Source organism: Siminovitchia acidinfaciens (genome assembly GCF_003605385.1).
Classification (GTDB): Bacteria; Bacillota; Bacilli; order Bacillales; family Bacillaceae_C; genus Siminovitchia; species Siminovitchia acidinfaciens.
Map to the genome: position 1 here is coordinate 97,312 of NZ_QYTV02000005.1, position 26,176 is coordinate 123,487.

The 26,176-nt window shown below is 42.3% G+C and carries 28 protein-coding genes; 1 reads left to right on the top strand and 27 read right to left on the bottom strand.

Annotated elements, in window-relative coordinates:
* Positions 1-16: 16 nt before the first annotated feature.
* From D4T97_RS12530 to D4T97_RS12585, 12 genes are all read right to left on the bottom strand, one after another.
* Positions 17-928: an osmoprotectant ABC transporter substrate-binding protein gene (locus D4T97_RS12530; RefSeq protein WP_126051090.1), complete on the bottom strand. Its 912-nt coding sequence runs from the start codon at positions 926-928 to the stop codon at positions 17-19.
* A gap of 16 nt (positions 929-944) precedes the next feature.
* Positions 945-1,598, bottom strand: coding sequence for an ABC transporter permease (locus D4T97_RS12535; protein ID WP_126051091.1), 654 nt, complete (start codon positions 1,596-1,598; stop codon positions 945-947).
* 16 nt (positions 1,599-1,614) lie between these two features.
* Positions 1,615-2,751, bottom strand: a complete 1,137-nt coding sequence (locus D4T97_RS12540; RefSeq protein ID WP_126051092.1) for a betaine/proline/choline family ABC transporter ATP-binding protein — start codon at positions 2,749-2,751, stop codon at positions 1,615-1,617.
* A gap of 1,250 nt (positions 2,752-4,001) precedes the next feature.
* The gene (ccsB, locus tag D4T97_RS12545; RefSeq protein WP_126051093.1) at positions 4,002-5,192 is read right to left on the bottom strand and encodes a c-type cytochrome biogenesis protein CcsB; all 1,191 of its coding nucleotides are present in this window, start codon (positions 5,190-5,192) and stop codon (positions 4,002-4,004) included.
* The gene (resB, locus tag D4T97_RS12550) at positions 5,192-6,835 is read right to left on the bottom strand and encodes a cytochrome c biogenesis protein ResB (protein WP_126051094.1); all 1,644 of its coding nucleotides are present in this window, start codon (positions 6,833-6,835) and stop codon (positions 5,192-5,194) included. The genes ccsB and resB overlap by 1 nt, the downstream gene beginning before the upstream one ends.
* 12 nt (positions 6,836-6,847) lie before the next feature.
* Positions 6,848-7,381 carry a thiol-disulfide oxidoreductase ResA gene (gene resA, locus D4T97_RS12555; protein ID WP_126051095.1) on the bottom strand — a complete coding sequence of 178 codons (534 nt, stop codon included), beginning with the start codon at positions 7,379-7,381 and terminating at the stop codon, positions 6,848-6,850.
* A gap of 116 nt (positions 7,382-7,497) precedes the next feature.
* Positions 7,498-8,223 carry a pseudouridine synthase gene (locus D4T97_RS12560; RefSeq protein WP_126051096.1) on the bottom strand — a complete coding sequence of 242 codons (726 nt, stop codon included), beginning with the start codon at positions 8,221-8,223 and terminating at the stop codon, positions 7,498-7,500.
* 121 nt (positions 8,224-8,344) lie between these two features.
* Positions 8,345-8,875: a spore maturation protein gene (locus tag D4T97_RS12565; RefSeq protein ID WP_126051097.1), complete on the bottom strand. Its 531-nt coding sequence runs from the start codon at positions 8,873-8,875 to the stop codon at positions 8,345-8,347.
* Between the two features lie 2 nt (positions 8,876-8,877).
* Entirely contained in the window at positions 8,878-9,471 is a 594-nt protein-coding gene (locus D4T97_RS12570; protein WP_126051098.1) for a nucleoside recognition domain-containing protein, read from the bottom strand.
* Positions 9,468-10,601: a D-alanyl-D-alanine carboxypeptidase family protein gene (locus D4T97_RS12575; RefSeq protein WP_126051099.1), complete on the bottom strand. Its 1,134-nt coding sequence runs from the start codon at positions 10,599-10,601 to the stop codon at positions 9,468-9,470. The genes D4T97_RS12570 and D4T97_RS12575 overlap by 4 nt, the downstream gene beginning before the upstream one ends.
* 94 nt (positions 10,602-10,695) lie before the next feature.
* Positions 10,696-11,280 (bottom strand): SMC-Scp complex subunit ScpB, encoded by a 585-nt coding sequence (scpB, locus tag D4T97_RS12580; RefSeq protein WP_126051100.1) that lies wholly within the window; start codon positions 11,278-11,280, stop codon positions 10,696-10,698.
* Positions 11,267-12,025 carry a segregation/condensation protein A gene (locus D4T97_RS12585; RefSeq protein ID WP_126051101.1) on the bottom strand — a complete coding sequence of 253 codons (759 nt, stop codon included), beginning with the start codon at positions 12,023-12,025 and terminating at the stop codon, positions 11,267-11,269. Before D4T97_RS12585 ends, scpB begins: the two co-directional genes overlap by 14 nt.
* A gap of 150 nt (positions 12,026-12,175) precedes the next feature.
* Between D4T97_RS12585 and D4T97_RS12590 the strand changes: the two genes are divergently transcribed.
* Positions 12,176-12,679: a DUF309 domain-containing protein gene (locus D4T97_RS12590; protein WP_164525568.1), complete on the top strand. Its 504-nt coding sequence runs from the start codon at positions 12,176-12,178 to the stop codon at positions 12,677-12,679.
* A 14-nt stretch (positions 12,680-12,693) separates the two neighbouring features.
* Here the strand turns inward: D4T97_RS12590 and D4T97_RS12595 are convergent, their stop codons facing one another.
* From D4T97_RS12595 to D4T97_RS12665, 15 genes are all read right to left on the bottom strand, one after another.
* Entirely contained in the window at positions 12,694-13,059 is a 366-nt protein-coding gene (locus D4T97_RS12595) for a GNAT family N-acetyltransferase (protein ID WP_126051309.1), read from the bottom strand.
* 226 nt (positions 13,060-13,285) lie between these two features.
* Positions 13,286-14,605, bottom strand: coding sequence for a diaminopimelate decarboxylase (lysA, locus tag D4T97_RS12600; protein ID WP_126051103.1), 1,320 nt, complete (start codon positions 14,603-14,605; stop codon positions 13,286-13,288).
* 126 nt (positions 14,606-14,731) lie between these two features.
* A complete protein-coding gene (locus tag D4T97_RS12605) occupies positions 14,732-16,219 on the bottom strand; it encodes a spore germination protein (protein WP_206435568.1) in 1,488 nt (495 codons plus the stop codon).
* A 26-nt stretch (positions 16,220-16,245) separates the two neighbouring features.
* Positions 16,246-16,671, bottom strand: a complete 426-nt coding sequence (locus D4T97_RS12610; RefSeq protein ID WP_328588770.1) for a stage V sporulation protein AB — start codon at positions 16,669-16,671, stop codon at positions 16,246-16,248.
* On the bottom strand, positions 16,658-17,278 hold the full coding sequence (locus tag D4T97_RS12615; protein ID WP_126051105.1) for a stage V sporulation protein AA: 621 nt from the start codon (positions 17,276-17,278) through the stop codon (positions 16,658-16,660). Before D4T97_RS12615 ends, D4T97_RS12610 begins: the two co-directional genes overlap by 14 nt.
* A gap of 376 nt (positions 17,279-17,654) precedes the next feature.
* Positions 17,655-18,416: an RNA polymerase sporulation sigma factor SigF gene (gene sigF, locus D4T97_RS12620; RefSeq protein WP_126051106.1), complete on the bottom strand. Its 762-nt coding sequence runs from the start codon at positions 18,414-18,416 to the stop codon at positions 17,655-17,657.
* Between the two features lie 12 nt (positions 18,417-18,428).
* Complete coding sequence (gene spoIIAB, locus D4T97_RS12625; protein ID WP_126051107.1) at positions 18,429-18,869, bottom strand: anti-sigma F factor; 441 nt, start codon at positions 18,867-18,869, stop codon at positions 18,429-18,431.
* A gap of 1 nt (position 18,870) precedes the next feature.
* On the bottom strand, positions 18,871-19,221 hold the full coding sequence (gene spoIIAA / locus D4T97_RS12630; RefSeq protein WP_126051108.1) for an anti-sigma F factor antagonist: 351 nt from the start codon (positions 19,219-19,221) through the stop codon (positions 18,871-18,873).
* Between the two features lie 109 nt (positions 19,222-19,330).
* Positions 19,331-20,494, bottom strand: a complete 1,164-nt coding sequence (locus D4T97_RS12635; protein WP_126051109.1) for a D-alanyl-D-alanine carboxypeptidase family protein — start codon at positions 20,492-20,494, stop codon at positions 19,331-19,333.
* A 166-nt stretch (positions 20,495-20,660) separates the two neighbouring features.
* Positions 20,661-21,857 (bottom strand): phosphopentomutase, encoded by a 1,197-nt coding sequence (gene deoB / locus D4T97_RS12640; RefSeq protein ID WP_126051110.1) that lies wholly within the window; start codon positions 21,855-21,857, stop codon positions 20,661-20,663.
* Positions 21,858-21,948: 91 nt separating this feature from the next.
* A complete protein-coding gene (gene xerD / locus D4T97_RS12645; protein WP_126051111.1) occupies positions 21,949-22,842 on the bottom strand; it encodes a site-specific tyrosine recombinase XerD in 894 nt (297 codons plus the stop codon).
* Positions 22,843-22,847: 5 nt separating this feature from the next.
* Positions 22,848-23,078, bottom strand: coding sequence for a YqzK family protein (locus D4T97_RS12650; RefSeq protein WP_126051311.1), 231 nt, complete (start codon positions 23,076-23,078; stop codon positions 22,848-22,850).
* Positions 23,079-23,269: 191 nt separating this feature from the next.
* Positions 23,270-23,752 (bottom strand): ferric iron uptake transcriptional regulator, encoded by a 483-nt coding sequence (gene fur / locus D4T97_RS12655; protein ID WP_126051112.1) that lies wholly within the window; start codon positions 23,750-23,752, stop codon positions 23,270-23,272.
* Positions 23,753-23,858: 106 nt separating this feature from the next.
* Positions 23,859-24,506 carry a stage II sporulation protein M gene (spoIIM, locus tag D4T97_RS12660; RefSeq protein WP_126051113.1) on the bottom strand — a complete coding sequence of 216 codons (648 nt, stop codon included), beginning with the start codon at positions 24,504-24,506 and terminating at the stop codon, positions 23,859-23,861.
* A 500-nt stretch (positions 24,507-25,006) separates the two neighbouring features.
* Positions 25,007-26,176 carry an endonuclease Q family protein gene (locus tag D4T97_RS12665; protein WP_126051114.1) on the bottom strand — a complete coding sequence of 390 codons (1,170 nt, stop codon included), beginning with the start codon at positions 26,174-26,176 and terminating at the stop codon, positions 25,007-25,009.

Below are 26,176 nucleotides of genomic sequence, written 5' to 3' on the forward strand. Positions count from 1 at the left end.
CAACATAGTCACCACCTTATTCAAAATAATTGGCTGCCTCTAAAAACTCCTTCGCTATAACTGATGGTTCTTTCATCTCGCCATCGGCTTCATAATTCATTGCCCGCATTGTTTCCGTATCGATTTTTCCAGATAACTTCTGCAGAATCCCTTTTAGTTCCGGATACTTTTCCAGAACCTCATTACGTGCTACGAGCGATGAATCATAAGGCGGAAAAAAACGTTTATCGTCTTCTAACACTTTTAAATCAAAAGCCTTTATTCGTCCGTCCGTAGTATAAGCAAGCACGACATCCATCTTACCGCTTGAGGCCGCTTGATAAACTAATCCGATCTGCATCGGAAATGTTTCACCAAATTGGAAACCATATTCCTCAATAAACCCTGGATAACCATCGCCTTTTCGTTTTAACCATGAATTGTCAACGCCGAATTTCAATTTTCCAGCAACTGGTTCCAAATCGGAAACAGTTTGTAAGTTCTCTTTTTCAGCTACATCTTTCCTCACCGTGAAGGCATAAGAATTAGCAAATCCGTAGGAGTCAAACCATGTTTGGTTAAATCTTTCTTGGAACTCACGTTGAACGATTTCAAGTGCTTCCTTAGGATCTTTGACCGGCTCCATCCCTAATGCTCCAGCTAAATCAGTTCCTGTATACCTTGTTGCCGTTATATCCACATCGCCACTGAGCATCGCCTTGTGCTGGACAATTGATGACCCCAAATTATTCACCATTGACACTGGAGCATCTGTGTGGTGTTCAATTAAGAGTTTCAAGATATGACCGATAATTTGTGATTCCGATGTGTCGAGCGTTCCAATTGTGATTGAATTTTTCGCAGGTCCACCAAGTCCAGGAAGTGAGCAGCCGCTTGTTATCAACAATCCTACGCCCAAAATAATAAAAAATCGTTTGAGTTTAAACATGTAACAATTGCCCCTCCTATTTAACTTCCTTCAGCTTTTTCAAACCTTTCGGCGTTGCCCACCCTTCAATTCGCCCTAAAAATAGATCCGTTAACAGTGCAAGGATCGTTACAGGGATGGCCCCTGCAATAATAAATTCAGCTTGATATAAATTAAGCCCGCTAAAAATATAGTCCCCTAAGCCGCCAGCCCCAATATACGCAGCAAGCGTTGCCCAGCCAATTAAATAAACGGTAGACAAGCGAACTCCTGTCATAATTACTGGAATCGAAAGCGGTAATTCAACATAAATAATCCTTTCCCACGCAGTCATCCCCATACCGCGCCCTGCTTCAAGCAAATCACGGTTCACTCCGCTGACACCTATATACGTGTTCCTCAAGATAGGTAAAACGGAATAGAAAAACAAAGCGATAATTGCCGGTACTTTTCCAACACCAAATATTGGAATGAAAAATGCTAATATCGCAAAGCTCGGGAATGTTTGCACGACACTTAAGATACCCATAACCACGTTGGCGATTTTGGGAACCCTTGTTAACATAACTCCGAGCGGAACTGCGACAATGATTCCCAACAATGCCGCGATCAACGAAATACCAATATGTTCCCATGTTTTAAATAGAAGTTCAGAGCCATTACTGCTCAAAAAACTAATAATGCTTTCCATGCATTTCCCTCCGGTATTACTGTAGTGAAAGCTCGTCCTCGCTCCAAATGGAGTCATAAACGATATCAACAAGACTTGCTCTCGTTATAATCCCGATTAACCGTTGATTTTGATCGATTACTGGGATGTATTTCATTCCTCTTTTCAAAATTCGGCGGATTGCATCACGAATAAGCGTCCCTTCCGTTACAGTGAACATTTCCGTTTCGTATGCGTCTGCCACCAAGCTTTTCTTTTTTCGTTTCTGATCAATCATCTCAACATCAATAAATCCTTCTAGGATATTCTTCTCATTCACAACGAGCAAAGTGTCAACTCTTGTTTCCTTCATTAACTGGATTGCTTCCGACAATGAGCGGTCTTTAGTAATCGTTATGGGATTTGGGTTCATGATTTGTTCAACCATTTGAATGTTAGGCCTCGCTTGAACAAGCCGGTCTTTTCCAATAAATTCTTCAACGAATTCATTTGCTGGATTCCGCAAAATTTCATCTGGTGTATCACATTGAACTAACTCACCATCACGTAAAATGACAATCCGGTCCGCCAGCTTAAGGGCTTCATCCATATCATGCGAAACAAAAACAATAGTTTTCCCCAACCTCTGTTGAAGCTTTTTAAACTCTTCCTGCAACGAATCCCGCGTTATAGGATCTAGTGCACTGAACGGTTCGTCCATTAATATAAGCGGCTGATCGGCCGCCAACGCACGTAAAATGCCGATACGCTGCTGTTGTCCGCCACTGAGTTCATGTGGGTAACGATCCAAGTAGTCCGGCGTCAGATCAACAAGGCTAATTAATTCCCTTGCCCTTGCTTTCCGTTTTTCTTCAGGCCATTTCAATAACTTAAGAACAAGCCCAATGTTTTCCTGGATTGTCATATGAGGAAACAGGCCAATTTGTTGAATAACATACCCAATCTCCCGTCGAAGCTGGACCGGATCCTTATCTAAAATATTTTCACCATTTATGTAGATACTTCCGGAAGATGGTTCGATCAATCGATTAATCATTTTCATCGTAGTCGTTTTACCGCAGCCACTCGGTCCGATAAAACAAATAAACTCCCCTTTTTTAAAGTGTAAAGAGAGATCGTTAACTGCTTTTTTTCCTCCTTTATATACTTTCGATACATGTTCAAATTTCAGCAATGATAAAGCACCTCCATGTTTATTAGAAAAGCGTAAGGCGCCCGTCTAGGGGCGAAAAAGCATAAGACAAACGCTGACAGAAGGCGTTTTTTTCCTTCCGAAGCGTTTGGCTTATGACCTCGAGCCCCTGGCGCCTGAAGCTGGACACCTAGAAAAGCGTAAGCGCCTCGTTTAGCGCGGGCAAACAAGACGACTCCTGAGGAGGCAGCTCTTCAGCCAAGCGGCTGACTCCCATCGCATCCTGTGAAACTTCTCTAAGTGTGCTTCACGCAGCTTTGCGACGAGCTGAACTAGACTTCCTCGAATAAGATTTGGCGCAGGAGCACATTCTTCCTCGCTGGCTTGTGACCTCGAGGGGCTAGGCGCTGGCCGCATGCTAGCGCCACATCCTGTAGTTTCGCTTACACTACACTTCCTGTCCGTGTGGAATTAGGGCTTCCCAGCCGTCGAAGCTGGCCAGTTATCTATATCAGACTCAAAACTTTTTTACTCATTTAAAAAACCCGTCTAGCGGCGGCAAGCATTAAACAAGCGCTGACGAACTGTAAAAAGTAACAATACCTTTTTAAATAGAAATTAAGGCTTCACATTTGAGGGTTCAAAGGGAAGAGACACCTATATAGATTAATGACTCGTATTATACTTTGGGGGTATGTTGAAAAGAAAAATTATATTTCTTTCACACTTCTTATTTTTGGGTTGATTTTGGTTTTTAATACATGCCTCTAGGTTACATGGGGCCATAGAGAAAAACGAAAGTCGCCCGTGTATCGGCGAAAAACATCAGACGAACTTTAATGAGGAAGTGTTTCAGCCACCACAGCATAGCAGCTGACTCCAATAATAACGTAAGAAATCATCACCGAATATGCTTCTGGCAGCTATGTGACAAGGGAAACATATGCTTCCCCTTAAGCAGACGATGGGGCCTCAAGCTAGATAGAAAGTATACTTTTTTGAAAACCTTGTCTAATTTCATACTTTCTTTAACTTAAAACATTATTACATATGCTGTCTTAGAATATACTTCAAACAGCTTTAATTTCACCAACCATAAAAAAGACCCCACAATAGTGAGGGCTTTTCTAAATAAGAAGCGCACTATAAAGCGCTGGACTCTGCTTCAATTGCCTAGTGTTCCATAGGCTCCAAGCATCCCCTCCCAGAAAGGCAAGGAAAACCTTACTGCGATGCCCGTCTTGTTGCGACAGGCATCCAGACGGTTTGTTTAACAATATTTCTGAAGTACCTTATGCATAAGAGTGCAGTCCTGCAATAATCAAGTTAACGAACACCAGATTGAAAATAATAATCGCAATCCCTATAACGGCGAGCCATGCAGATCTTTCTCCATGCCATCCCCTTGATAACCGCAGGTGAAGAAATGCTGCGTAGAAGAGGAAGGTGATCAATGCCCAAACTTCCTTTGGATCCCAACCCCAGAATCTCGTCCACGCAATTTGTGCCCAAATCATGGCGAAAATTAGACCTCCCAGAGTAAATACAGGGAAACCAATCAAAACAGAGCGATATCCTATCTCGTCGAGAAGATCGAGATTAACGTTTTTGACTAGCGGCCTTAATAATTGGCTGACCCGTCTTCTAGTAATCAGTCGTATTAGCAAATAAAGAATAGTACCAGCAATAACTGTCCAAATAACTGTATTCAACTTCTTTGCATTCACGATTGCAGGCATTGATACAATCGGGCTCATCCGATTCTCAGTCAGGAGTTCACCTTCATGGGGGCCTACAAGCGCTGGCATCTGATATGATGTTTCTGCCGGCTGACCATTTTTATCAACCCAAGCGAAATCTGCATTATAATTTGTCAAATTAAATGATGTTGAAACAATGATAAATGCAATTGTGGCGACAACACAGTACATAATTGCTTCCAACCAGAAAGATCTTTTATCTTTTACTGTTGGTTCAACAGCTTTCAATAGATACATGATACCTGCCACAAAACTGATGGAAAGGATTGCCTGTCCCGCAGCAACCGTTGTTACATGAATATGGAGCCAGTCGCTTTTCAGTGCTGGGATAAGCGGACTGACATCCCTTGGAAACATACTGGCATATGCAATCAAAAGTAGCGCTGTCGGTAAGGCAAATAGACCAAGCACGTTGAGCTTATAAAGGAAGAATAAGAGAATGAATGCACCGACGATCATCATTCCGAAAAATGTCGTGAATTCGAAAAGGTTACTTACAGGTGCGTGGCCTGCAGCAATCCACCTCGTAATGAAATAGCCAACCTGGGAAATGAAACCGATCACCGTAACAATGATTGCGAGTCTTCCCCAACGGTTAACACCCGTCAGTTTTTCTCTTCCCCTTTTATCACGGATGGCACCGCTGAAAAGGAAGGTTGCGACAAGGTATAGAATGAAAGCAGCATATAACAGATTACTGCTTACTTGTACAAGTCCTGTCATTATTTATTCCCACTTTCTTTTCCTTTATTTTCTTCCGTCTGGTCTATCACGTCCGGAATTTTTGTGTCTTTAATAAGGTCAGATATATCTTTTTTCAACCCATGCCAGTTTTTATTTGTATGCCCTGCGATTAAAATTTCACCGTCTTTGCGTTGAAGCCAGATTCTTCGATGCATCCAGAATGAGCCCTGTATGACACCAATCATGAAAATGGCGCCGCCCACTCCGAGGATCCACAGTGTCAAGTCCTTTCTGACTGTAAGCGCAGTGGCATTCCTTGTATCTATCCCTTTGAACGTCATCTTATAATCGGTTTCTCCCAACGGCTCAACCGTTTGTCTGATGGCTGTAAAGCTGACCTCCCCTTTAGGGTGTTCCGGAGAAATCATGTTAAATACAAAGGCTGGATTGTTTGGATTCGGCGATTTTGTCTCGGGCTCCCCATTTTCGGCAAACCCGGAAAAATCAGGATAATAGCCGATCAGTTCAACCTTATATCCATTTCCTAAATCATAACTGTCTTTCGGATCAAATAAATCTATGGTGACCTCTCCAAAAGCTTTATCCTGCTTTTTGTTTACAAGGTCGAATGTCATCGAATCGAATTCGCCTTCCCTATAACTCGTCTGGTAAAGGGCAAAGTTTTCAAATTTCAACGGCTCATTGACGCGGATTTCCGCAGTTTTCACCTTGACAAGATCACTCTCGGATCCAATTGTCTGATCAGGATCCCGTTTATAAAGCACCACATCTGATTGAAATTCCTTGACGACGGGACCCACTTTCTCTAAAGCAGAATTGTAAACTTCCTTATCTTTTTCTTTATCATAAAATTCCAAAGTAAACTTTTTGTTTTCCAAAACATACTCATTATTAGTACCGGGGATTGTTTTCGTTTCTCCATCACGAAGCCACAATATTTCGTCCACATACATACCAGGAACAAATCGTAGCATCCCTCCGATCAGGAATATGATTAGACCGATATGATTAACGTATGGTCCCCATCTGGAAAACCTTCCTTTTTCGGCGAGGATACTTCCATTCTTGATACGAATATTGTATTTCTTATCTTTAAGGCCTTTTTTGAACTTTTCAATGTCCTCTTCCGGGATATCCATATCTTTACGAATAAAGAACCGCTGCCTTTTCAGAAAGCCTTCGTGGCGGTCAACCCGTTGATTTTTCAAAGCCCTGTATAGCGGAATAACCCTGTCAAGACTGCAAATGACGAGTGAAACCCCGATGGACGCAATCAGCAGCAGGTACCACCAGGAACTGTATAAATCATGAAAACCAAGCCAATAATATATTTGGCCAAGTGTGCCATATTCTTCACCATAGTACTGTGCTGGATCGGCGGTTGGCGGTATGTACATCTCTTGAGGAAAAATGGTTCCAAGTGCTGAAGCAATGAGTGTAATCACTATAAGCCAAATACCTACCTTGACCGATGAAAAAAAGTTCCATGTTTTATCTATAAAAGTCCTGTTGTATGTTTGGGAACGGCGGGCACTGCCTTCATAACGCATATCATGAAGATTTTCCCGCTTTGCTTCCTCGGTAAGGGCACGGCCACATGATTCGCAGAGAATCGTGCCCACTGGATTGACATGGCCGCAGACACATTTTACTTCTTTCATAACTAGCTCCCCTTAAGGTTTAATACTCTCCATCATTTCCCTGATCTTTCCCTCTGTCAATTCGCCTTCTTCGACCTTAATGACCTTCCCCTCCGGATCAACTAAAAGGGTAGCAGGCAAGTTGAAAACCCCATACATATTCATGATATCTTTGTTCTTATCCTTCAAGATCGGAAAAACTAAATCATGTTTTTGAACAAATTTATTAACCAAATACTCCGGCTCACCGACATTCACTGCCAAAATTTCAACGCCCTGATCTTTGTATTCCTTGTATAAATTGTTCATGTAGGGCATTTCTCTTTCACACGGCTTGCACCATGTCCCCCAAAAGTTTAGAAACACACCTTTACCTTTATAACTGGACAATTGATGCTGGTTCCCGTTCAGGTCTTCCAGAATGAAATCCGGGGCCATTGCTCCTGCTGAAACTTTCGATCTTGAATCCTTAGTAAAGTTAGCGTATAGAGTATAAATAACTGCTGCTGTCATAACAGTTAAGATTACGGTTCTAACGATTAGACGCCGCTTCTTTTTCGAAGCCATTTGATTAATAAAACCTCCTTGAAGCGCAGATATTCGACATTAATTATATCATTATATAAGTTCGGCTAAGCCGGTTCATATGAAGGTTATGTGAAAACTGATGCATGTCACTAACATCATTGCCCTGTTTGGGCCAGAACTTTCAGCCTTTTGACCTCATGGGGAGTCAATTCCCTATATTCGCCTGCATTTAAACCGCGCAATTCCAGGAAAGCGAATTTTTCTCTTTTCAGCTTTAAAACTGGATGCCCGATCGCCTCAAGCATCCTTCGCACCTGACGATTCTTTCCTTCATGGATCGTGATTTCAACAATTGCGGTATTTTTACTTCTATCCGCTGATTGGAGTTTCGCCTTAGCGGGAGCTGTTTTTCCATCTTCCAAGACAATTCCCCTCTCCAACTTTTTCAATGCTTCACGCAAAGGGACGCCTTTTACTTTTGCGACATAGGTTTTATTTATCTCATGGCTTGGATGGGTTAGCAGCTGGGTAAATTCCCCGTCATTCGACAATAGCAGAAGCCCTGTCGTATCATAGTCCAGTCGGCCGACCGGATAGACCCGCTGGGAGACATGCTTAAAAAAGTCCGTAACAACTTTCCTATTTTTATCGTCCTTCACAGCACTGATTACTCCACGGGGTTTATAAAATAAGAAATACTTTTTTTCCTCTTCCACGAGTGGAATACCTTCAACCTCTATTTTATCCGTCATAGAAACCTTCGTGCCCAGTTCAGTCACAACCTGGCCATTCACTTTCACTTTTCCTTCAGTAATCAACTCCTCCGCTTTTCGGCGCGAAGCGACACCCGCCTGAGCGATGACCTTTTGCAATCTTTCCATTTTCTCACCTCTATGGATGCATTTTCTGTTTGAATTATTGCATACAAAAAAGGAAAATCAAAGAATCTTAGCTCGTGGACATAGTTTAGTCAAATTTGGGAATAAAAAAAAGCCCGGTTTCTTAACCGAACAAAAGTGTCACAATTATGATTGCTGCAGAAATCCCTATTAAATCCGCAAGAAGCCCTACTTTGATTGCATCTCCCATCTTCTTAATGCCGACGGCTCCAAAGTAGACGGTTAAAACATAGAATGTCGTATCAGTGCTGCCTTGGATGGTCGAAGCCATCCGCCCTATGAGGGAGTCGGGTCCGTGAACTGAAATAATGTCGCTCATCAACCCCAATGCAGCCGTACCGGAAATGGGCCTGATAAGAGCCAACGGGACCACCTCCGCCGGGACGCCAATCTGATCAAGTATAGGCTTAGCAAGTCCGATAAAAAAGTCTAGCGCACCTGATGCTCTGAACACTGTAATGGCGACGAGCATTCCAACCAAAAAAGGTATGATGGAGACAGCGATTTTTATTCCCTCTTTGCCTCCTTCAACAAAGGATTCATACGTGGGAACCCTCTTCCATGTTCCGTAAAGTAAAATATAGGCAATTATTACAGGAACGATCCACAATGAGATAACTGAAATCACATGCATTGTCACTTGTCTCCCTTTTTAGCCCGGCGGTGGTAAAAATATCTATCAATGATAATAGCACCGGCTGTGGCGCAAATCGTTGCCACTAATGTAGGACCTACTATGTCTGTTGGTCCCGTTGAATTGTAATTCATCCTAACGGCAATGACGGTTGTCGGTATTAATGTCAACCCCGAAGTATTAAGGGCGAGAAAAGTAATCATTGACCGGCTTGCATTTGATTTACCGCCATTGAGGACTTTCAGTTGTTCCATTGCCTTAATTCCGAGCGGGGTGGCTGCATTTCCAAGACCAAACATATTTGCAATGATGTTTGACAATATATAGCCAACCGCGGGATGATCGCTCGGCACCTCTGGAAAAAGCTTAAGAATAATCGGTTTGAATAAATTGGAAAGTTTTTGGAGCAAGCCTGCATCCTGGGCTATCCGCATCATCCCCAGCCAAAAAACAAGCACGCTGATCAATCCGATACAAAGTGTTACAGCTTCGTTCGCTGAATGGAAAATCGCTTCATTCACTTCATTCATCTTCCCGTTTGCTGCGGCAAATATGAGACCGATCACTGTCATTGCAACCCAGATAATATTAATCATGGCACTTTCACACCTGCCCGTCCAAAAAACAGGGCCTTCAGCTTGGTCGTCCACGAGCTTTTGCTCTGTACTTCTCCCTCAGTTATATAAACCGGTATTTTGCGGACGGCTCGATCATGTAAATAAATGACCGCTCTTCCCACTTCCCCTTCCTTAGTCTTTTTCATCTCCTTCGGTGAAAGCAGAGTGTAACGGACGCGCACCTCCGAATATTCTTCCTTCATCAATGGGTAATGAACAGGATGTTCTATATATAATATTCTCTTTCCTTTAAGTGGCTGTACATCTCGCAGTGGACCCTCGGGTATTATTTCTTTCATTTTAAAATGGTCGAACCCATACTCATACATAGAGATATGGTCATTCCAGTCATCTGAGGCATTCAGTGTGACCGCAATCATGTCCTTGTTGTTTTTGGTGGCTGTCGTAACTAGCGTCCTCCCGGCCCTCTTTGTATAGCCGGTTTTCCCGCCTGTGGCATATTTGTATTTTTCTGTGAGAAGCCTGTTCTTATTTTTCCAATGCCGCGGTCCATCCTCACGTTTAAAAGAATGCATTTTTGTTCCTGAAATTACACGGAACGTATCGTTATGCATGGCATAACGCATAAGTACAGCCATATCATATGCTGTAGAGTAATGATTTTCATGGCTGTCAAGCCCTGAAGGATTTGAAAATGCTGTATTGGTCATGCCAATTTCTTTTGCTTTTTGATTCATCATAAAGACAAATCCCTCCATGCTGCCTCCAACATGTTCCGCTATAGCATTTGCGGCATCATTTCCGGAACGAAGCATCAACCCGTAAATAAGATCTTCCAATTTTATTTTTTCGCCCGGAATTAAATAAATGGATGAACCTTCTGCATAGGCAGCCGAGCGGCTGACTTTCACCGTTTCACCCATCTTTCCGGATTCAATGGCAAGAATGGCTGTCATTATTTTTGTAATTGAGGCTACTCTGCGGACTTCATGGGGGTTTTTTTCAAAAAGCACTCTGCCTGAATCCTGCTCCATCAAAACAGCAGTGGAGGCACTAACCTGCAAATCCGGATTTTCTCTTTGTGAAAAGGCGGTGAGTATTATGGTTGCACATATAGATAAAGCCAAAAAACCTTTGAAAGACGACATCCTCCCGCCCCTCTCCTGCATTTGTACAAGTCTATGCAGTTATTGGGTTCATATGATAAAAAAAATGGCTCCCATACGGGGGCCATTTCATATTTTATTCACTTGTGTTCAAAGTCAAATCAAACAGAGGTCCTGCTTCCTCCAGCTTCATTTTTTGCAAAGCAGGTTCGGGCAAAGGAGGGAGCTCCTTTATATCCGTCAACCCAAAATAATCCAGAAATTCACGGGTAGTACCATAGAGTATGGCCCTGCCAATCCCTTCTCTCCTACCGGTTTCTCTTATTAATCCCTTTGCCAGAAGGGTCCGCAATGGCCGTTCTGTCTTCACACCTCGGATATCCTCGATTTCGACCCTTGTGATCGGCTGCTTGTAAGCGATGATGGCCATCGTTTCGAGCGCGGCCTGTGAAATGGAATCAGTATGTGAGCTTTCCACGAGTTTCTGTAAAACAACAGAAAATTTCCTTTTCGTCACGAGCTGGTAAGTACCTGCAAGAATAGCGACCGTCAGTCCTCTATTTTCATCCGACTCGTATTGATCATAAAGATCTTCGATTAAACTTTCTGCTTCCTTTTCATTAATTTCGAGGGCTGTTCCTATTTGTTTTAAAGTCAGCCCTTCATCCCCTGCAGCAAACAGCAGACTTTCCAGTGCCGCTTTTAAATTAACTGCTTTCAAGAACTGCTGGCTCCTCTCTAGCTGATAAATATATGTCTTCAAAATTGTCGCTTTGCCAAACTTCAATAGCATTACATTTCATCAATTCCAGCATGGCCAGAAAAGTGATAATGATAAAATGTTTATCCGGTACTTGAAAGAAAGTGGAAAAACAAAGTCTTGTCCCACTTCTTTCGAGTGTACCCATTAATTCATCCATCCGCTGTTCAATTGTAATTTTGGCCCTTGCAACCTTGGCAGATAATGGCTGACGAATTTTCTTTCTCCTCAACAGTTTATTGTAGGCTCCAATCATGTCGTAGATCGTCACTCCTGCATTCTGCAGCTTTGGCAGATCTTCCTCAAATTGGGAAAGGTCACTTGGAGGTTTGGTAAAAATTTCGTTCCTCTCATTTTCCTTTTGCTGGAATAGCATAGCTGCCTCTTTGAATCTTTTATACTCAATTAACTGTTTCACCAATTCTGTACGAGGGTCCTCCTCCTCATAGGGCAGTTCTTCTTCCTCAACCTCTTCGTTTTTTGGAAGGAGCATCTTGCTTTTTATGGAGAGCAGCGTCGCTGACATGACAAGATATTCGCTTGCATGATCAAGTTCAAGCTCCGTCATTGTATGTATATATAATAAATACTGGTCTGTTATTTCGGCCATTGGAATATCATAAATATCGATTTCCATCCGCTTGATCAAGTGCAGCAAAAGGTCAAGAGGGCCTTCAAACACTTCTGTTTTAATTTGGTAAGACATAAAATATCACCAATTTCGACATAAACATTGATATTTCTACTTTATCATCATACAATACTTTCCTCCAAGAGTGGCAATTTTTTTAGAAAAACACCCTATTTATATGTTAAACTAGAATATAAAGCTATTGAATTGGAAGGAGCATCACTGGTGATTTTTCCTTTATCATATATTGAGTTTCTCACCCACTTTCATGGGGATAGAGATTTTTTTGAATGTCATGAAGTTTTGGAGGAGCACTGGAAGCAACACGGAATGGAAAGAAACTCCGTATGGGTCGGCCTGATTCAAATTGCCGTCAGTCTATACCATTATCGGCGTGAAAATAAAACTGGCGCACTCAAGATGATGGATAAAGCTTTCCAAATTTTAAGCAATAAAAGAGCAGCGGTTCATACGCTTGGTATCAATCATCAGCAGTTAATTGCGATTCTGAACCAATGCAGACGGGACATGGATTCAGACATACCATATGAATTCATAAACACGAACCTTCCCATACACGATGATGAATTATTAACTGTGTGCAAAGAGCGTGTACGTGGACTCGGTTTGGAATGGGGCTCCAAAAATGATGTTTTTGACCCATACATCGTCAATAAGCATATTGCCAGAAGAGAGTTTTCGGAAAGTCAACTTGTTGATGTTAAATAAAAAAACCCGGATGACTATTCATCCGGGTTTTCTTCATCCAAAAGGCATTTTTCAAAAAATGCAGCTGTATCTTCATTTGGATGAACGCTTTTGTTCGAATGGAGCTGCTTCAATGCTTTTACCATACTCTTCCCTATTCCTTCATGGCGATGAGAAGGAGTGACACAAATATGCTGGATCTCAATTGAATCTTCGTCAATGACCGAACCAATGAGACCAATGATATCATCTTCTGCTTTCCATAAATAAAGCTGCCAACTGTCACCTTCTTCATATTGTTTCATCGTTTGTTGCAGCTTCTTCAAATCTTTTTCATTCGGCATGAATGAAAGAAGGCCCATTGCAATTTTTTCAAAGGCTTTTTTATAGCGAATTAACATCATTTACCCCTCATCATTCTTTTTTCGAATAGTTTTTTATTTATTCGGCACAATAAAAAGCCAATAAATCAATCCCCATACGAACGCCATGGCTAAAAAGATAACAAACAATAATATGTTGTTTTTGCGCAAAAACAAACACTCCCGCTTGATTTGATCAGTTGAGTAACACCGACCATTTTACCGGTAATTGGTGTTTTTCGCAAATGTTGTCCGATTTTTCTTCCTAAATGGTTGTTTTCTCGCCGTAAGGGACGTCCAACTTGACAAGATCCTCATAAGTTTCCCGCTTGATGACGAGGCGACTTTTTCCATTTTCCACAAAAACAACCGGCGGCCTTGGGATGCGGTTATAGTTGTTTGCCATGGAATATCCGTAGGCACCCGTGCAGAATACAGCTAAAATATCATTTGTTCCCGGCTCAGGCAATGGCAGGTCCCAGATGAGCATATCACCGGATTCACAGCATTTCCCTGCTATCGACACAACTTCTTCCTGTTTGTCAAGAGCCCTGTTTGCAAGTATTGCCTCATACTTTGCATCGTATAACGCCGGTCGGATATTGTCGCTCATTCCGCCGTCGATTGCCACGTATTTTCTTACATTTGGCACATCTTTTCTTGAACCGATAGAATACAAAGTTGTTCCAGCATCGCCAACAAGGGACCGGCCCGGCTCAATCCAAATTTCCGGCATCGGAAGTGATAGCCGTTCAGTTTCTTTTCTTACCTCGTGAATCATTTCTTCGACGTACTCTTCTGGGGACAACGGCTTATCCTCTTCCGTGTAACGGATACCAAAACCGCCTCCCAGATTAAGTACCTTCGGCACAAACCCGTACTCGTTATTCCATAAACTAAGCTTTTCCAGCACTTTCTTCGCAGCTAGCAAAAATCCGGCAGTTTCAAAGATTTGTGATCCGATATGACAATGGATTCCAAGCACGTTCAAATACTCACTATCCAACGAAATGGCAAGCGCGGTTTCCGCTTGGCCGTTCTCCAAATCAAATCCGAATTTCGAGTCCTCCTGCCCAGTAAGGATGTAATCGTGCGTATGAGCTTCAATACCTGGTGTTACGCGAAGTAAGATATTAACATTTTGTTTTCGTTCCTGGCACAAATGGTGAAGCATGTGAAGCTCATGAAAATTATCAACGACAATACAGCCGATTTCATGATCCAAAGCCATTTCCAGCTCTTCTTCACTTTTGTTATTTCCATGAAAATGAATTTTTTCTACAGGAAATTTCGCGGCAACTGCTGTATACAACTCACCGCCGGAAACAACATCCAGGGAAAGTCCTTCTTCATGAACAAGCTGCAGCATCGCTATAGATGAAAAAGCTTTGCTTGCATAGGCAACCTGAGATTTCACTCCATGCTTATCAAACATTTTCTTAAAAGCACGCGCCCGGCTTCTGATGAGTTCCACATCATAAACATATAAAGGGGTGCCATATTTTTCAACAAGTTCTACTGTATCGCATCCGCCAATCTCAAGGTGGCCTTCATCATTGATCGATGCGGTTCCATGTAAGTACATCTCTTTCCCTCCGAACGTTTATAATAACAAAGCAATCGGATGTATCCGATTGCTTCAACAATTAACAAAAACTTTAAATAAGTAAGCATAACTTTACCATAATTTATGCCTTTTAGCAACGGGCTGTCACGGCTTGTTCTCCGGTTGACGAAATCTGTTCCTAGGATGGACAATGCTTGGACGCAGTATACTTCCTGGAACCGGTCTTCTAATCAGTACATGGATAAAAGCCTTCGGGCTGAATGGCAATAGAGGCCACATATACGGGGCGTTAAGCGGGCGCAGCGATATAAGGTACAAAAAATAAACGGTACAGCCAACAATCAGCCCGGGCACCTTAAACAAAGCCACTGCCACTAACAAAGCCATTCGGAAAATTTTATTTGCCACACTCAGCTCATAGCTTGGGGTGGAAAACGTACCAATCGCCGCGATCGACACATACAGAATTACTTCCGAGTGGAAAAGTCCGACATCCACCGCAATCTGCCCGACCAAAACGGCCGCAATCAAACCCATGGCTGTTGATAAAGGTGTAGGGGTATGAATGGCTGCAATCCTTAGAAACTCAATACCCAAATCAGCAATCAGCAATTGAATGATCAAAGGAATGTCTGATTCTTTATTTGGACCGATATATGCAAGGTTTTCTGGAAGCAATGAAGGTTCTATGACGAACAGAAACCATAGCGGCAATAAAAACAGGGAAGCCCAAATCCCGAGAAACCTTGTCCATCTGACAAAAGTGCCGACAGCCGGTGACTGCCGATACTCCTCAGCATGCTGGACGTGGTGGAAATATGTCGCTGGCGTGATCATAACACTCGGGGAGGTATCGATAAAAATCAATACATGCCCTTCCAACAGGTGAATGGCTCCTACGTCAGCCCTTTCTGTATATCGAACAAGCGGATAAGGATTATATCCCTGCTTCAGCAAATATTCTTCAATCGTTTTATCCGCCATGGATATTCCATCAATATCAATACTGGAAATTTCTTTCCTAATTGTTTCGATCAACTGCGGATTGGCCACATCTTTGATATAACCTACTGCAATGTCCGTTTTCGAGCGTTCACCGACTTTAAAAATTTCAAACCTTAAATTCTCGTCCCTAATCCGGCGCCTTGTCAACGCTGTATTTACAATAAGATTTTCCACATAACCATCACGGGAACCGCGGACCACTTTTTCTGTATCCGGTTCCTCCGGCTGCCTGCCGGGATAGCTCCGAACATCAACGATCAGGGCGGATTGCTCGCCCTCCACGACGATTGCAAGTAACCCCGATAAAACCTGGTCAGTCATTTCATCGATTGTTTTTACAATTTCAACTGATTCATGGACAAGCCTATTCTGGACGATTTCAAAGATATTTTTGGTTGGCCGTTCTCGTTCATTTAAATTGACAAGCTCTTTGATTAATTGAATGATAAACTCGGTATCACAAAGGCCATTTACATAATATAATTGCACTTCTTTCTTTAATATGACAAGCTTTCTCTGACCAAGATCGAAGCTTGTACCGAGGCCGACCCTGTCCTTGAAAAATTGCTCCAACAGGTAAAGGTCCCTTGGAATTTCGGTGAATTTTTTCTCAGATTTATTTCCCATCATAAGGCTCCTTTCCAGAGACAGCTTCAATAATTTACAAAAAATAACCATTGAAACAACGATCCTGCCAACTTCCCGATCACAAGCGCCATAAGCAGGCTGATAAGCATCCCTTCCATTCCAATCCTCTTTGACAAGATCGGGAGCACATTCAGCACTTCCGTAAGAGCGGCTGCCAACATACCAATAAATATTCCACTCGCAAATCCAATTGGAATCAAAATACCAGCCCCGATCGGAATGGAAAAGTTATTTAGGTCAGCCAAACTGGCCATAACAACACTGATAACAACAGCCCATTCGTATGAGCGGATGCTTTCACCCGTTTTCGTGAGCTGGGTCAGCCGCGGAATCACCCCCAGGACAGTTAAAAAAGCGACAAACCCGATACCCACGGCAATGCCTCCTGACAAGCCGACAAATATGACTGGGATGGCCTTAATGATCGTCACTATAATTCGTGCTTTCTTTATGTTTATTTAATACAACGTACTGATCTAAGTCCTGTTGGTAATTGAACATCTCAATTTCCAGAGGACTTGGTTCTTCATTGATTCTTTTCTTAAAAAGATGGTTAAAGAACAGGATCATGCCCAACCCCAAGCCAAAGGAATATGGAATCTGGACAACATAAGGATTGGAGTTAATTTTCCCTGTCATCATCCAATATATCTTCTGATGCATCGTCTGCATGCTGGTTTCTTCATGAAAGTTCATTATGGCCAGACCCGATCCGATAAAAAGCAGAAGCCAGACGAGAACAAAAATTATAGAAGGGGATGCCTTCCTTTTCTCTTCGATTTCAAAGATTATTTCGGTGGGCCCTATGACCTGGACGTCTGCATCAGGGCAACGATTCTTGATTTTACTGATTACAGCCATAACGTCCAGTACAATAAATTTCTTTTCAACATCTTTTGTATTTTTCAACACCTGTAATTCATGCAGGTGTTTTAAACTATCCGGGACTATGAGCTGTGCGATGTCTCCGAGCCTTATAACGGCACCCTTTTTTAGCTTCATCCGGTGCTTCATTTGAATATATATCGTATTCTCCATCATTCCACTTCCTGAATTATGCGTTTGTGTATGTTTTATTATGCTTCATATTATTTACAGTCATGCATTGATTAGAAAAGCGATCTGCGACAAGCACAAGACAAATTTTGATGAGGAAGCTTTTCAGCCACCACAGCAAAGCTACTGATTTCAAGCACACCGTGAGAAACATCTCTGAATTTGCATTATGCAGCTTTGCGACGAGCTGAACAAAGCTTCTTCGAATAAGTTATGGGGCAGGAGAACATTCATCCTGAATAAGCTTCCTGTGGCTTGTGACCTCGAGCCGATGGCGCCTGGAGCTATCCTTTTCGAATGTAAATCCCTAATTCTCCCATAATTTCTCTAACATTAAGAAAAGCGCACAGAACCCCGTTTACGAGGTATCCATGCGCTCCTTCATTTGTTCAAGTATTTTCTTTTCCAGCCTGGAAACCTGAACTTGGGAGATTTCCAGACGTTTTGCTACCTCAGACTGCGTTTGGTCTTTATAATATCTAAGGTAAACAATCAGCCGTTCGCGTTCATCTAGTCCACGTATCGCTTCCTCAAGGACAATTTTATCAAACCATTTATGCTCATTCTGGTCTGACAATTGATCCATCAAAGTTATTGGATCACCGTCATTCTCATACACAGTTTCATGTATGGATGCCGGGGTCCGCCCTGCATCCTGTGCCATAATGACATCCTCTAGAGGCACCTCAAGATGATCGGCAATTTCCGATACGGTTGGCACCCTTCCATGATTTTTAGCAAGTTCATCTTTTGACCTTCTGATTTTATTGCTTAGCTCTTTTAAAGAACGGCTTACCTTAACTGTCCCGTCATCACGGATAAACCGCTGAATTTCGCCAATGATCATAGGAACGGCATAAGTGGAAAATTTTACATCATATGAAAGATCGAACTTATCAACTGATTTCAACAAACCAATGCTTCCGATTTGGAATAGGTCATCAGGTTCATAGCCTCTGTTTAGAAAGCGCTGAACGACCGACCAAACAAGCCTCATATTTCGTTCAACCAGAATATCGCGGGCCTCCTGGTCCCCATTCTGGCTTCTTCTAATGTATTCCTTAACCTCATCGTCCTTTAGGAATGATTTGTTTGAGTCTTTTTTAAGTTCCACATCCATAGGCGCGGCTCCTTAATTGCACAACGCTTTATTTTTCGTTAAATACTTGATTAATCTAATCGTTGTGCCTGTCCCGGGGTGGGATTGTATTTCCAAATGGTCAGTGAAATTTTCCATAATTGTAAAGCCCATGCCGGATCTCTCCATTTCCGGCTTCGTTGTAAACAACGGCTGCCTTGCTTCATCAATATCAGAAATGCCGATACCTGTATCTTTAATTACTAGATCCACTTTTCCGTCTTCAATAACTGCCGAAATATAGACTATTCCAGCAGGGTTCTGTTCGTAACCGTGGATAATCGCATTTGTAACTGCTTCAGAAACAACCGTCTTAATTTCTGTTAATTCGTCCAAAGTAGGATCCAACTGGGCAATGAATGCAGCAACGGTCACACGGGCAAATGACTCGTTCTGGCTGAGCGCACTGAATTGAATTTGCATCTCATTTCTCATATCAGGCAACCCCCAATCTTTCAAGTGCAAATTTTTCCGAAGACTCCAAACGGACGATTTTGAATAAGCCCGACATTTCAAAAAGCCGTTTGACCGGCGGGGAAATAGCACAAACAACCATCTCTCCCTGATTCAATTTTATTTGCTTATATCTTCCGAGGATTACGCCCAATCCGGAACTATCCATAAAAGAAAGCTTTTCCAAATTCATAACGAGATGCAAAATTTTATGAGTATCCATTGCCTCAGTAATCCGGTTCCGCAAAACTCCCGCTGTATGATGGTCCAATTCGCCGGAAAGCCGGATGCACAGTACGTCTTGCTTCACTTCAATATCAATCTCCAATCCCACATGAACAGCCTCCTTATGTGTCGTATAATGAGTGAATTCTACCTCTATGCAACCGATTCCTTCTTCATGACAAAACTAGAACCTATTCGCTAATCTTATTGATTTTTCATCATTTTGACTGTGTAAAAAGCCCAAATGACCTTTTATAGAGCTGCCACCAGGAAGCTTTCTTAACACCTTTGTCTGCAACCAAAGCCGACTCGGCCAGTTTCTTTCCATCCTTCTTAATAATGATCTTGCCAATTGTGTCACCTTTGTTAATGGGAGCTTTCAAATCCTTATCCAGCTTTAATTCTGTTGTGAAATCTTTGGCTTTCTCCCCTTTTTTCGTCAGGAGGGAAACTGGTTCTCCTGTTTGCGCATTAATCTCCTTGTAATTTCCTTTACTCACCTTTACTTTTCCAAGGTTTTCGCCTTTTTTATAAAGAGAATGAGTAGCATATTGGGAAAAAGCATAGTCAAACATTTTTGTGATCTGCGCATTTCGGCTTTTTGATGTCGGTGCACCGAAGACGACTGCGATGACCCGCATCCCATCCTTTTTTGCCGTTGCGGTCAGACAGTACTTTGCTTCGCTTGTAAAGCCGGTCTTCAAACCGTCAACACCGGGATAAAACTTTACTAGTTTATTCGTATTGACAAGCCAGAACTTCTTCTCCGATTCTTCCCTTAAATATGATTCATACAACTTTGTAAAATCTGTGATTTCTTCGTGCTTCAACAGTTCCTTGGCCATTAGCGCCATATCATGCGCTGTGCTGTAATGATCTTTTGCCGTCAAGCCTGTCGGATTTTGGAACTTTGTATCTTTCAATCCCATTTCCTTTGCGCGTTCGTTCATTCTGGCAACAAAAGCTTCTTCACTACCAGAAATTTTTTCGGCCAATGCCACGGAAGCATCGTTGGCAGATGCGATTGCGATTCCAAGCAGCATATCTTTTACAGTCATTTCTTCCCCGGGCTCAAGGAAGATTTGTGATCCACCCATCGAAGCAGCATGCTCACTTGTCCGCACTTTCTCATCCATGCTCAAGTGTCCGCTGTCCAATGCTTCCATGATAAGAAGCATTGTCATCACCTTTGTCATCGATGCGGGAGGTAGTTTTTCATGACTGTTTTTGTCATACAGAACTGCCCCCGTATCCCTTTCTATTAAAATCGCTGAACTTGAATCCTCAGATAGCTCCTTTTTCTTTTCCTCTGCCAAAACTGGCTGTCCAATGAGTGAGAATATGAGCAAAAAAGAAAAGAATATACCAGCTGACCTTTTCATCCGAACCCCTCCAATTGTTTAATAAAAACGGTAATGTTTACCAACTATCACCATTGTCCCCCGGAAAGGTTTTTTTATACTTTTACTTTCATAAAAAAATGCCCTGCGGATCGTTCCGCAGGGCCCTAACATTTTAAACGAATATTAATTTTTATTACAGATTTTCCTATTCATCTTCAACTATCAAGTTCGGCAGGAAACTATCTCCCGCTCCTTTCCAGTTAACCCCAAAATTGTGTGCTATCGTAGCACCGACATCAGCAAATGTTTTTCGAATTGGAAGCTCCTTGCCTCCATTAAAACGTTTGGAATATACGAGAAGAGGCACATATTCCCTTGTATGGTCCGTCCCGTGGTGGGTCGGATCGTTTCCATGATCAGCAGTTATTATCAATAGATCATCCTCTTGCATTCTTTCAAACACTGCCGAAAGCCGCTCATCGAATTGTTCCAGCGCACCTCCATATCCTTCCGGATCCCGCCGGTGTCCGAATTTGGCATCAAAATCAACAAGGTTGATAAAGCTGAGGCCGTTGAAGTCTTTTTCCATCACTCGAATCAACTTGTCCATTCCGTCCATATTGGATTCAGTCCTTACTGATTCCGTGATCCCTTCCCCATCATAAATGTCGTGAATTTTTCCAATGGCAATTACGTCAAAGTTATTGGAGGATAATTCATTCATCACTGTCCGGTCAAACGGCTTCAATGCATAATCGTGGCGGTTTGCTGTACGCTGGAAATTCCCCGGAGAACCGATAAATGGACGTGCAATCACCCGTCCGACCTTAAATTCCTCGTCAAGTGTAAGCTCCCTCGCTTTTTCGCAAATGCTGTACAGTTCTTCCAATGGAATGACTTCTTCATGTGCCGCGATTTGCAAGACTGAATCAGCGGAGGTATACACAATCAAAGCTCCTGTTTTCATATGTTCCGGACCGAGACGTTCGATGATTTCCGTCCCGCTCGCGGGTATATTTCCAATAACCGACCGGCCAGAAGCCTCTTCCAGCCGTGTGATCAGCAGTTCAGGAAATCCGTTCGGGAACACTTTAAACGGATGGCTTGTGATAAGGCCCATGATCTCCCAGTGCCCGGTCAATGTGTCTTTCCCTCTTGACGCTTCCTGCATTTTTGTGTAATAGGCAAGTGGTTTTTCCACCTTTTCAATCCCTTTAATTTCTTTGATATTCGACAATCCCAGCTTTCCCATATTCGGCATGTGCAGTCCGTTCATTTTTTCCGCAATATGCCCCAGTGTATCTGCACCGATATCATCAAAATCCTTCGCATCCGGGGCTTCGCCAATTCCTACGGAATCCAATACAATCAAGTGGATTCTTTTATATTGAGAACTTTCCACAATTATCCCTCCGAATCAAAAACTAATATTTTCTAATGGTATCATACCCATTTAGAAACGTTAAAAAAACCGCTTTAAAAAATAAGCGGTTTTAAGCACGAGGGTGAAACTGTTTGTATACATCTTTCAATCTTGATTTGGATACGTGTGTATAAATCTGTGTGGTAGAAATATCGGCATGGCCTAACATTTCCTGGACAGCGCGCAAATCCGCCCCATTTTCAAGGAGGTGGGTTGCAAACGAATGCCTTAACGTATGCGGTGTCAATTCCTTTTTAATGTCGGCTTTTGAAGCGAGTTTTTTCAAGTTCTTCCAAAAGCCTTGCCTTGTCAAACGTTTTCCATGGTGGTTTAAAAATAGGGCATCTGTTTTATTTTTTTCTTTCCGCAGCTTCGGCCTTGCTTCTTTCAAATACCGCTCAATCGCTTTGGTCGCTTCCATTCCGATTGGGATAATCCGTTCTTTATTCCCTTTCCCCCTGCATCTGACAAAACCGATTGTCAAGTGAATATCATCCAAATTCATATCAAGGAGTTCGCTTATCCGTGTACCTGTTCCATATAAGAGCTCGAGCATCGCTTTGTCCCGAATACCGAACATCGTAGATTGGTCTGGAGCTTCCAGCAGAGACTGTACATCCGTTATGGAAAGGACCTTGGGCAGATTTTTTTCCAGCTGCGGCGTTTCAATATGTACGGTAGGGTCATGCCCGGCTGCTTTCTCCCGTAAAAGGAATTGGTGAAACGAACGTATCGATGCAATATGACGGGCAAGCGTCCTGCTTGATTTCCCCTCGCCTTTTATCTGTCCCAAGAATTGTATGATATGCATGCGGGTAATTTCATCGAAACTATTAATATTCAATATTTTTTGGACATAGGAAAGATAGTTCACCAAGTCACGTTCATAAGCCTTTACCGTGTTTTGGGACAATCCCTTTTCAACAATCATAAAATGAATAAAATCCTGAAGACGATCTTTCATTTGCTCTACTCCCCATTTAAATAAAAAAACAACAGGCGGGAGAACCAATCACTCTCCTCTTCACTACTATTTTGCTGGATCACCTTGATAGCCGTCCCCTCGGGCTCGTCGTATCTCCGGTAATTCTCATACTCTTGGCTAACCCATATAATACCATAGTAAAACATGATTGTGCATGCCGCAAAAAGCAGAAACACCCTTAGGACCTGAAACATCAATTTCGCCGCATTCCTCATCTTAATCAAACCCTTTTCAAGTATTCGGACAGTTTGTACCAGTAATACATGATATGCAAAAGTCGTCCGAATTTATACGTGCAAAGGGCTTTTTAATTTTGAGCGAAACAAGAAAAGCACAAGTTGAATATATGCTTTTGAACGATTAAAAAACGCCCATCCTATTATCCAAAAGGACGAGCGCTTCGGGTTTAATTTTCTTTGCCGGCTGACGGCTCTTTCTGTTCGTTCTCCACTTTATCGTGACAGCGCCAACAAATGCCATGAAATGTCAGCCTGTGATCTTTGATCTTGAAATTAAAATCATGTTCAACAATCTTTTCAACATCTCCGAGGAGATCTTCCTGTATTTCATCCACCGTACCGCATTCAATACAGATGAGGTGATGGTGAAAATGATCTGCACCTTCCTGACGCAGGTCATATCTGGAAACTCCATCACCAAAATTGATTTTGTCCACTACCTTCAATTCAGTTAAAAGTTCCAGAGTCCTGTATACAGTTGCAAGACCGATGTCTGGAGATTTATCCTTTACAAGCAGATAAACATCTTCCGCACTCAAATGGTCGTCCTCATGTTCAAGCAACACCCTAACCGTGGCTTCACGCTGGGGAGTAAGCTTATAGCTTGCGGAATGCAATTGTTTCTTTATACGGTTAATGCGACTTTCCATCAAACAATCCTCCCTCGCCACTATCCCTTTTATTATAACAGACAGTGAACAATAATCAAATTAAAATCATTATTAAAATGGGAGGTTTACAATCAGAAATTTACCATTATTTAGTGATGGAGGCAATGATCGATTTCATCAAGACCGGCGCTATGAACGCCTCAATGCTCGCAGCAAGAGTAATCACAGCCATCGCTGCGACAAAAGACAAGAAGTAACGTGCAAACTCAGGAACAAAGTGAAATGAGAATCCTTGTCTAATGAAGATTTTTCTTATGAGTTTAATTGAGAATGCTATCGAAATGACTGCAATAAAAATATACACGGGTATAAATAACAGGTTTTGTGGCAGCAAAGTCACAAAAGCGAGAAGCAGTCCGTTCCAGCCCATTTGATTGACAAGAAAACCGACGGAAAAACCGACCACGACCCCTTTTAAAAATAGAAGAATCAAAATCAAGGGAAATCCAATGATGGATATACCAAGCACCCACATTAACCCTGTGAATTTAACATTATGAAAGAAACTGAGCTTCAACAAATCTTCGGCTTTCCCAGTTTTTCCATCCGCCACTTGTCCAAAAAAATGGTTCAAATAATAAAAGAGGTCTTCTTTCTGTGCAATTGATAGACTGTTAACAATGACTGCACCGAAAATAATGCCCATGACAAACAATACCATGATGAAAGAATAGATGGGAGAGTAGGTTTGAATGTGTCTGGTAATATAACTGGTATAAAACTTTTTCCTCATATGCTGCTTCCTCCTGTCCGGCAATTGTTACATCTTATGAGGACAAAACAATGCATATGACTAAGAAAAACTTAAGGCGCGCAGCCTTAGGCGACGAATTTTAATGAGGGAGTTTCTCGGCCACCACAGCAAAGCTGCTTACATCATAAGAAGATTCTTCAAATATACTTGGCCGCAGGAGGAGCACATTCATCCTGAATATGCTTCCTCACAGCTTGTACCTCGGAGGGGCTTAGCAAGGAGTTTCCGCTTTTTCAAGAGCCTTAAGGGTCACGTTATTCCCGCAGGACCTAGAAATAGCTTCTTTGAATATGCATCTCACGATGAAATGCGAAGCATTTTTCCAGGAGTCGGCGCCTTTCACTGCAATCAACGAACAGGGTTTCTGAGTTTGTACATTAGTATCTGGCTTCAGGCCTTTGCTAGATAAACAATATTCATTTAAACTTAAATATTATTTTTTTGATGGTACCTACCATTCATCATAGACGGCACCTCTATCATTTCGCCACTTTTCCGTAGCGCCCTCCTCCGCCTTCTTCCAACTGCAATTTTCCCGATCTGGCTTTGACAATCAATTCCGCCAGCTCGGCTTTAATAACTTTTTTCAATTCCTTTTCAGAAACGCGATGCAGTATATTCATTTCAGATCCGAAATGGCTGTACAGTTTCTCCATTGTTTTAGGCCCCAGACCGGGTAAAAAATCAAGCGGCACCTGATGGATGTATGGCGGCCTTTCAGGATGGTTGCTTGATTTTTCCCCACCTTCCGCCAACTCTGCGATCCGTTCGGATACCCCTTTTGTAAACTTTTTTGAGCCACAGCTCACACATTCATCTTCTTGTTTCAAAGCGAAGCATTTAGCACAAGCGGTCCGGTAATATTTGCCCAAAAAAGGATTGAGGCCGTAATTTGCGTCGATCTTATTGCCATCCTCTCCATGCAAGGCTTTTTTGACTGCCTGGAAGGTGGGACCTTCTAAGGTCATCTTCTGGTATTCCCGCGCCATCTTCGGCAATGAATGGGCATCTGAATTAGATACAAAAGTTAAGCTGTGCAATTCATCGATCTGGTCAGCCATCGTTGTATTGGAACTTAATCCAAGTTCAATTCCGTCTATCAAATCCGGATTTAACACTTCTTCCAGAGATTCCCTGACTCCTTTTCCATAAAGACTTTTAAAAGGTGTGAAGACATGTGCAGGGATAAATAGGCCGTCCAAAGACTTTACCTTCTCTTGAATAATGATAGCTTTCTCATACACTCGCTGTGTACTTAGCTGATTATTCGTTACACGCTTCGAAAGCCAGGAGGAAAATTCCTTCAGCTGTTTAAAGGCAGGGAAATAGGCCAGCAGATGGATTGGACCGTTGCAGCTTTCATCAAAAACTTCCATTTCCGTGCCAGGAATCAGCGTCACCTCCCCCTCAAATCGAAAACCGCCTTCTTCCATTTCTACGAGACGCCCCTCGTCACAGAGCTGTTCCATTTCCATAATCACTTCTGGAGAATGACAGTCAATAATCCCAATGACATCCAGTCCTTTTGGGAATTTTGCTGTTTGTAAAATATTCGTCAATGTCAGGCTTTTCGCGGCAGTGATTTTTACAGGTTTTCCAGTAAAAGTCCTTCCAATGTGAATATGCATGTCTACAAAATACTGTTTCAT

Bases quoted from the DNA above. Each gene is read 5' to 3' on its own strand.
- D4T97_RS12570 (WP_126051098.1), bottom strand. From the start codon at position 9,471: ATGATTAATATTATCTGGGTTGCAATGACAGTGATCGGTCTCATATTT.
- D4T97_RS12635 (WP_126051109.1), bottom strand. From the start codon at position 20,494: ATGAAAAGGTCAGCTGGTATATTCTTTTCTTTTTTGCTCATATTCTCA.
- lysA (WP_126051103.1), bottom strand. From the start codon at position 14,605: ATGTACTTACATGGAACCGCATCGATCAATGATGAAGGCCACCTTGAG.
- ccsB (WP_126051093.1), bottom strand. From the start codon at position 5,192: ATGACAGGACTTGTACAAGTAAGCAGTAATCTGTTATATGCTGCTTTC.
- D4T97_RS12575 (WP_126051099.1), bottom strand. From the start codon at position 10,601: ATGTCGTCTTTCAAAGGTTTTTTGGCTTTATCTATATGTGCAACCATA.
- D4T97_RS12665 (WP_126051114.1), bottom strand. From the start codon at position 26,176: ATGAAACAGTATTTTGTAGACATGCATATTCACATTGGAAGGACTTTT.
- D4T97_RS12615 (WP_126051105.1), bottom strand. From the start codon at position 17,278: ATGGAGAATACGATATATATTCAAATGAAGCACCGGATGAAGCTAAAA.
- resB (WP_126051094.1), bottom strand. From the start codon at position 6,835: ATGAAAGAAGTAAAATGTGTCTGCGGCCATGTCAATCCAGTGGGCACG.
- spoIIAB (WP_126051107.1), bottom strand. From the start codon at position 18,869: ATGAGAAATGAGATGCAAATTCAATTCAGTGCGCTCAGCCAGAACGAG.
- D4T97_RS12535 (WP_126051091.1), bottom strand. From the start codon at position 1,598: ATGGAAAGCATTATTAGTTTTTTGAGCAGTAATGGCTCTGAACTTCTA.
- sigF (WP_126051106.1), bottom strand. From the start codon at position 18,416: ATGGATGTGGAACTTAAAAAAGACTCAAACAAATCATTCCTAAAGGAC.
- D4T97_RS12605 (WP_206435568.1), bottom strand. From the start codon at position 16,219: ATGGGAAATAAATCTGAGAAAAAATTCACCGAAATTCCAAGGGACCTT.
- fur (WP_126051112.1), bottom strand. From the start codon at position 23,752: ATGGAAAGTCGCATTAACCGTATAAAGAAACAATTGCATTCCGCAAGC.
- spoIIM (WP_126051113.1), bottom strand. From the start codon at position 24,506: ATGAGGAAAAAGTTTTATACCAGTTATATTACCAGACACATTCAAACC.
- D4T97_RS12530 (WP_126051090.1), bottom strand. From the start codon at position 928: ATGTTTAAACTCAAACGATTTTTTATTATTTTGGGCGTAGGATTGTTG.
- D4T97_RS12595 (WP_126051309.1), bottom strand. From the start codon at position 13,059: ATGTTAATTCGCTATAAAAAAGCCTTTGAAAAAATTGCAATGGGCCTT.
- xerD (WP_126051111.1), bottom strand. From the start codon at position 22,842: ATGAAAGATCGTCTTCAGGATTTTATTCATTTTATGATTGTTGAAAAG.
- D4T97_RS12560 (WP_126051096.1), bottom strand. From the start codon at position 8,223: ATGGAAAGATTGCAAAAGGTCATCGCTCAGGCGGGTGTCGCTTCGCGC.
- D4T97_RS12585 (WP_126051101.1), bottom strand. From the start codon at position 12,025: ATGTCTTACCAAATTAAAACAGAAGTGTTTGAAGGCCCTCTTGACCTT.
- resA (WP_126051095.1), bottom strand. From the start codon at position 7,381: ATGGCTTCGAAAAAGAAGCGGCGTCTAATCGTTAGAACCGTAATCTTA.
- D4T97_RS12650 (WP_126051311.1), bottom strand. From the start codon at position 23,078: ATGAGGAATGCGGCGAAATTGATGTTTCAGGTCCTAAGGGTGTTTCTG.
- D4T97_RS12565 (WP_126051097.1), bottom strand. From the start codon at position 8,875: ATGCATGTGATTTCAGTTATCTCATTGTGGATCGTTCCTGTAATAATT.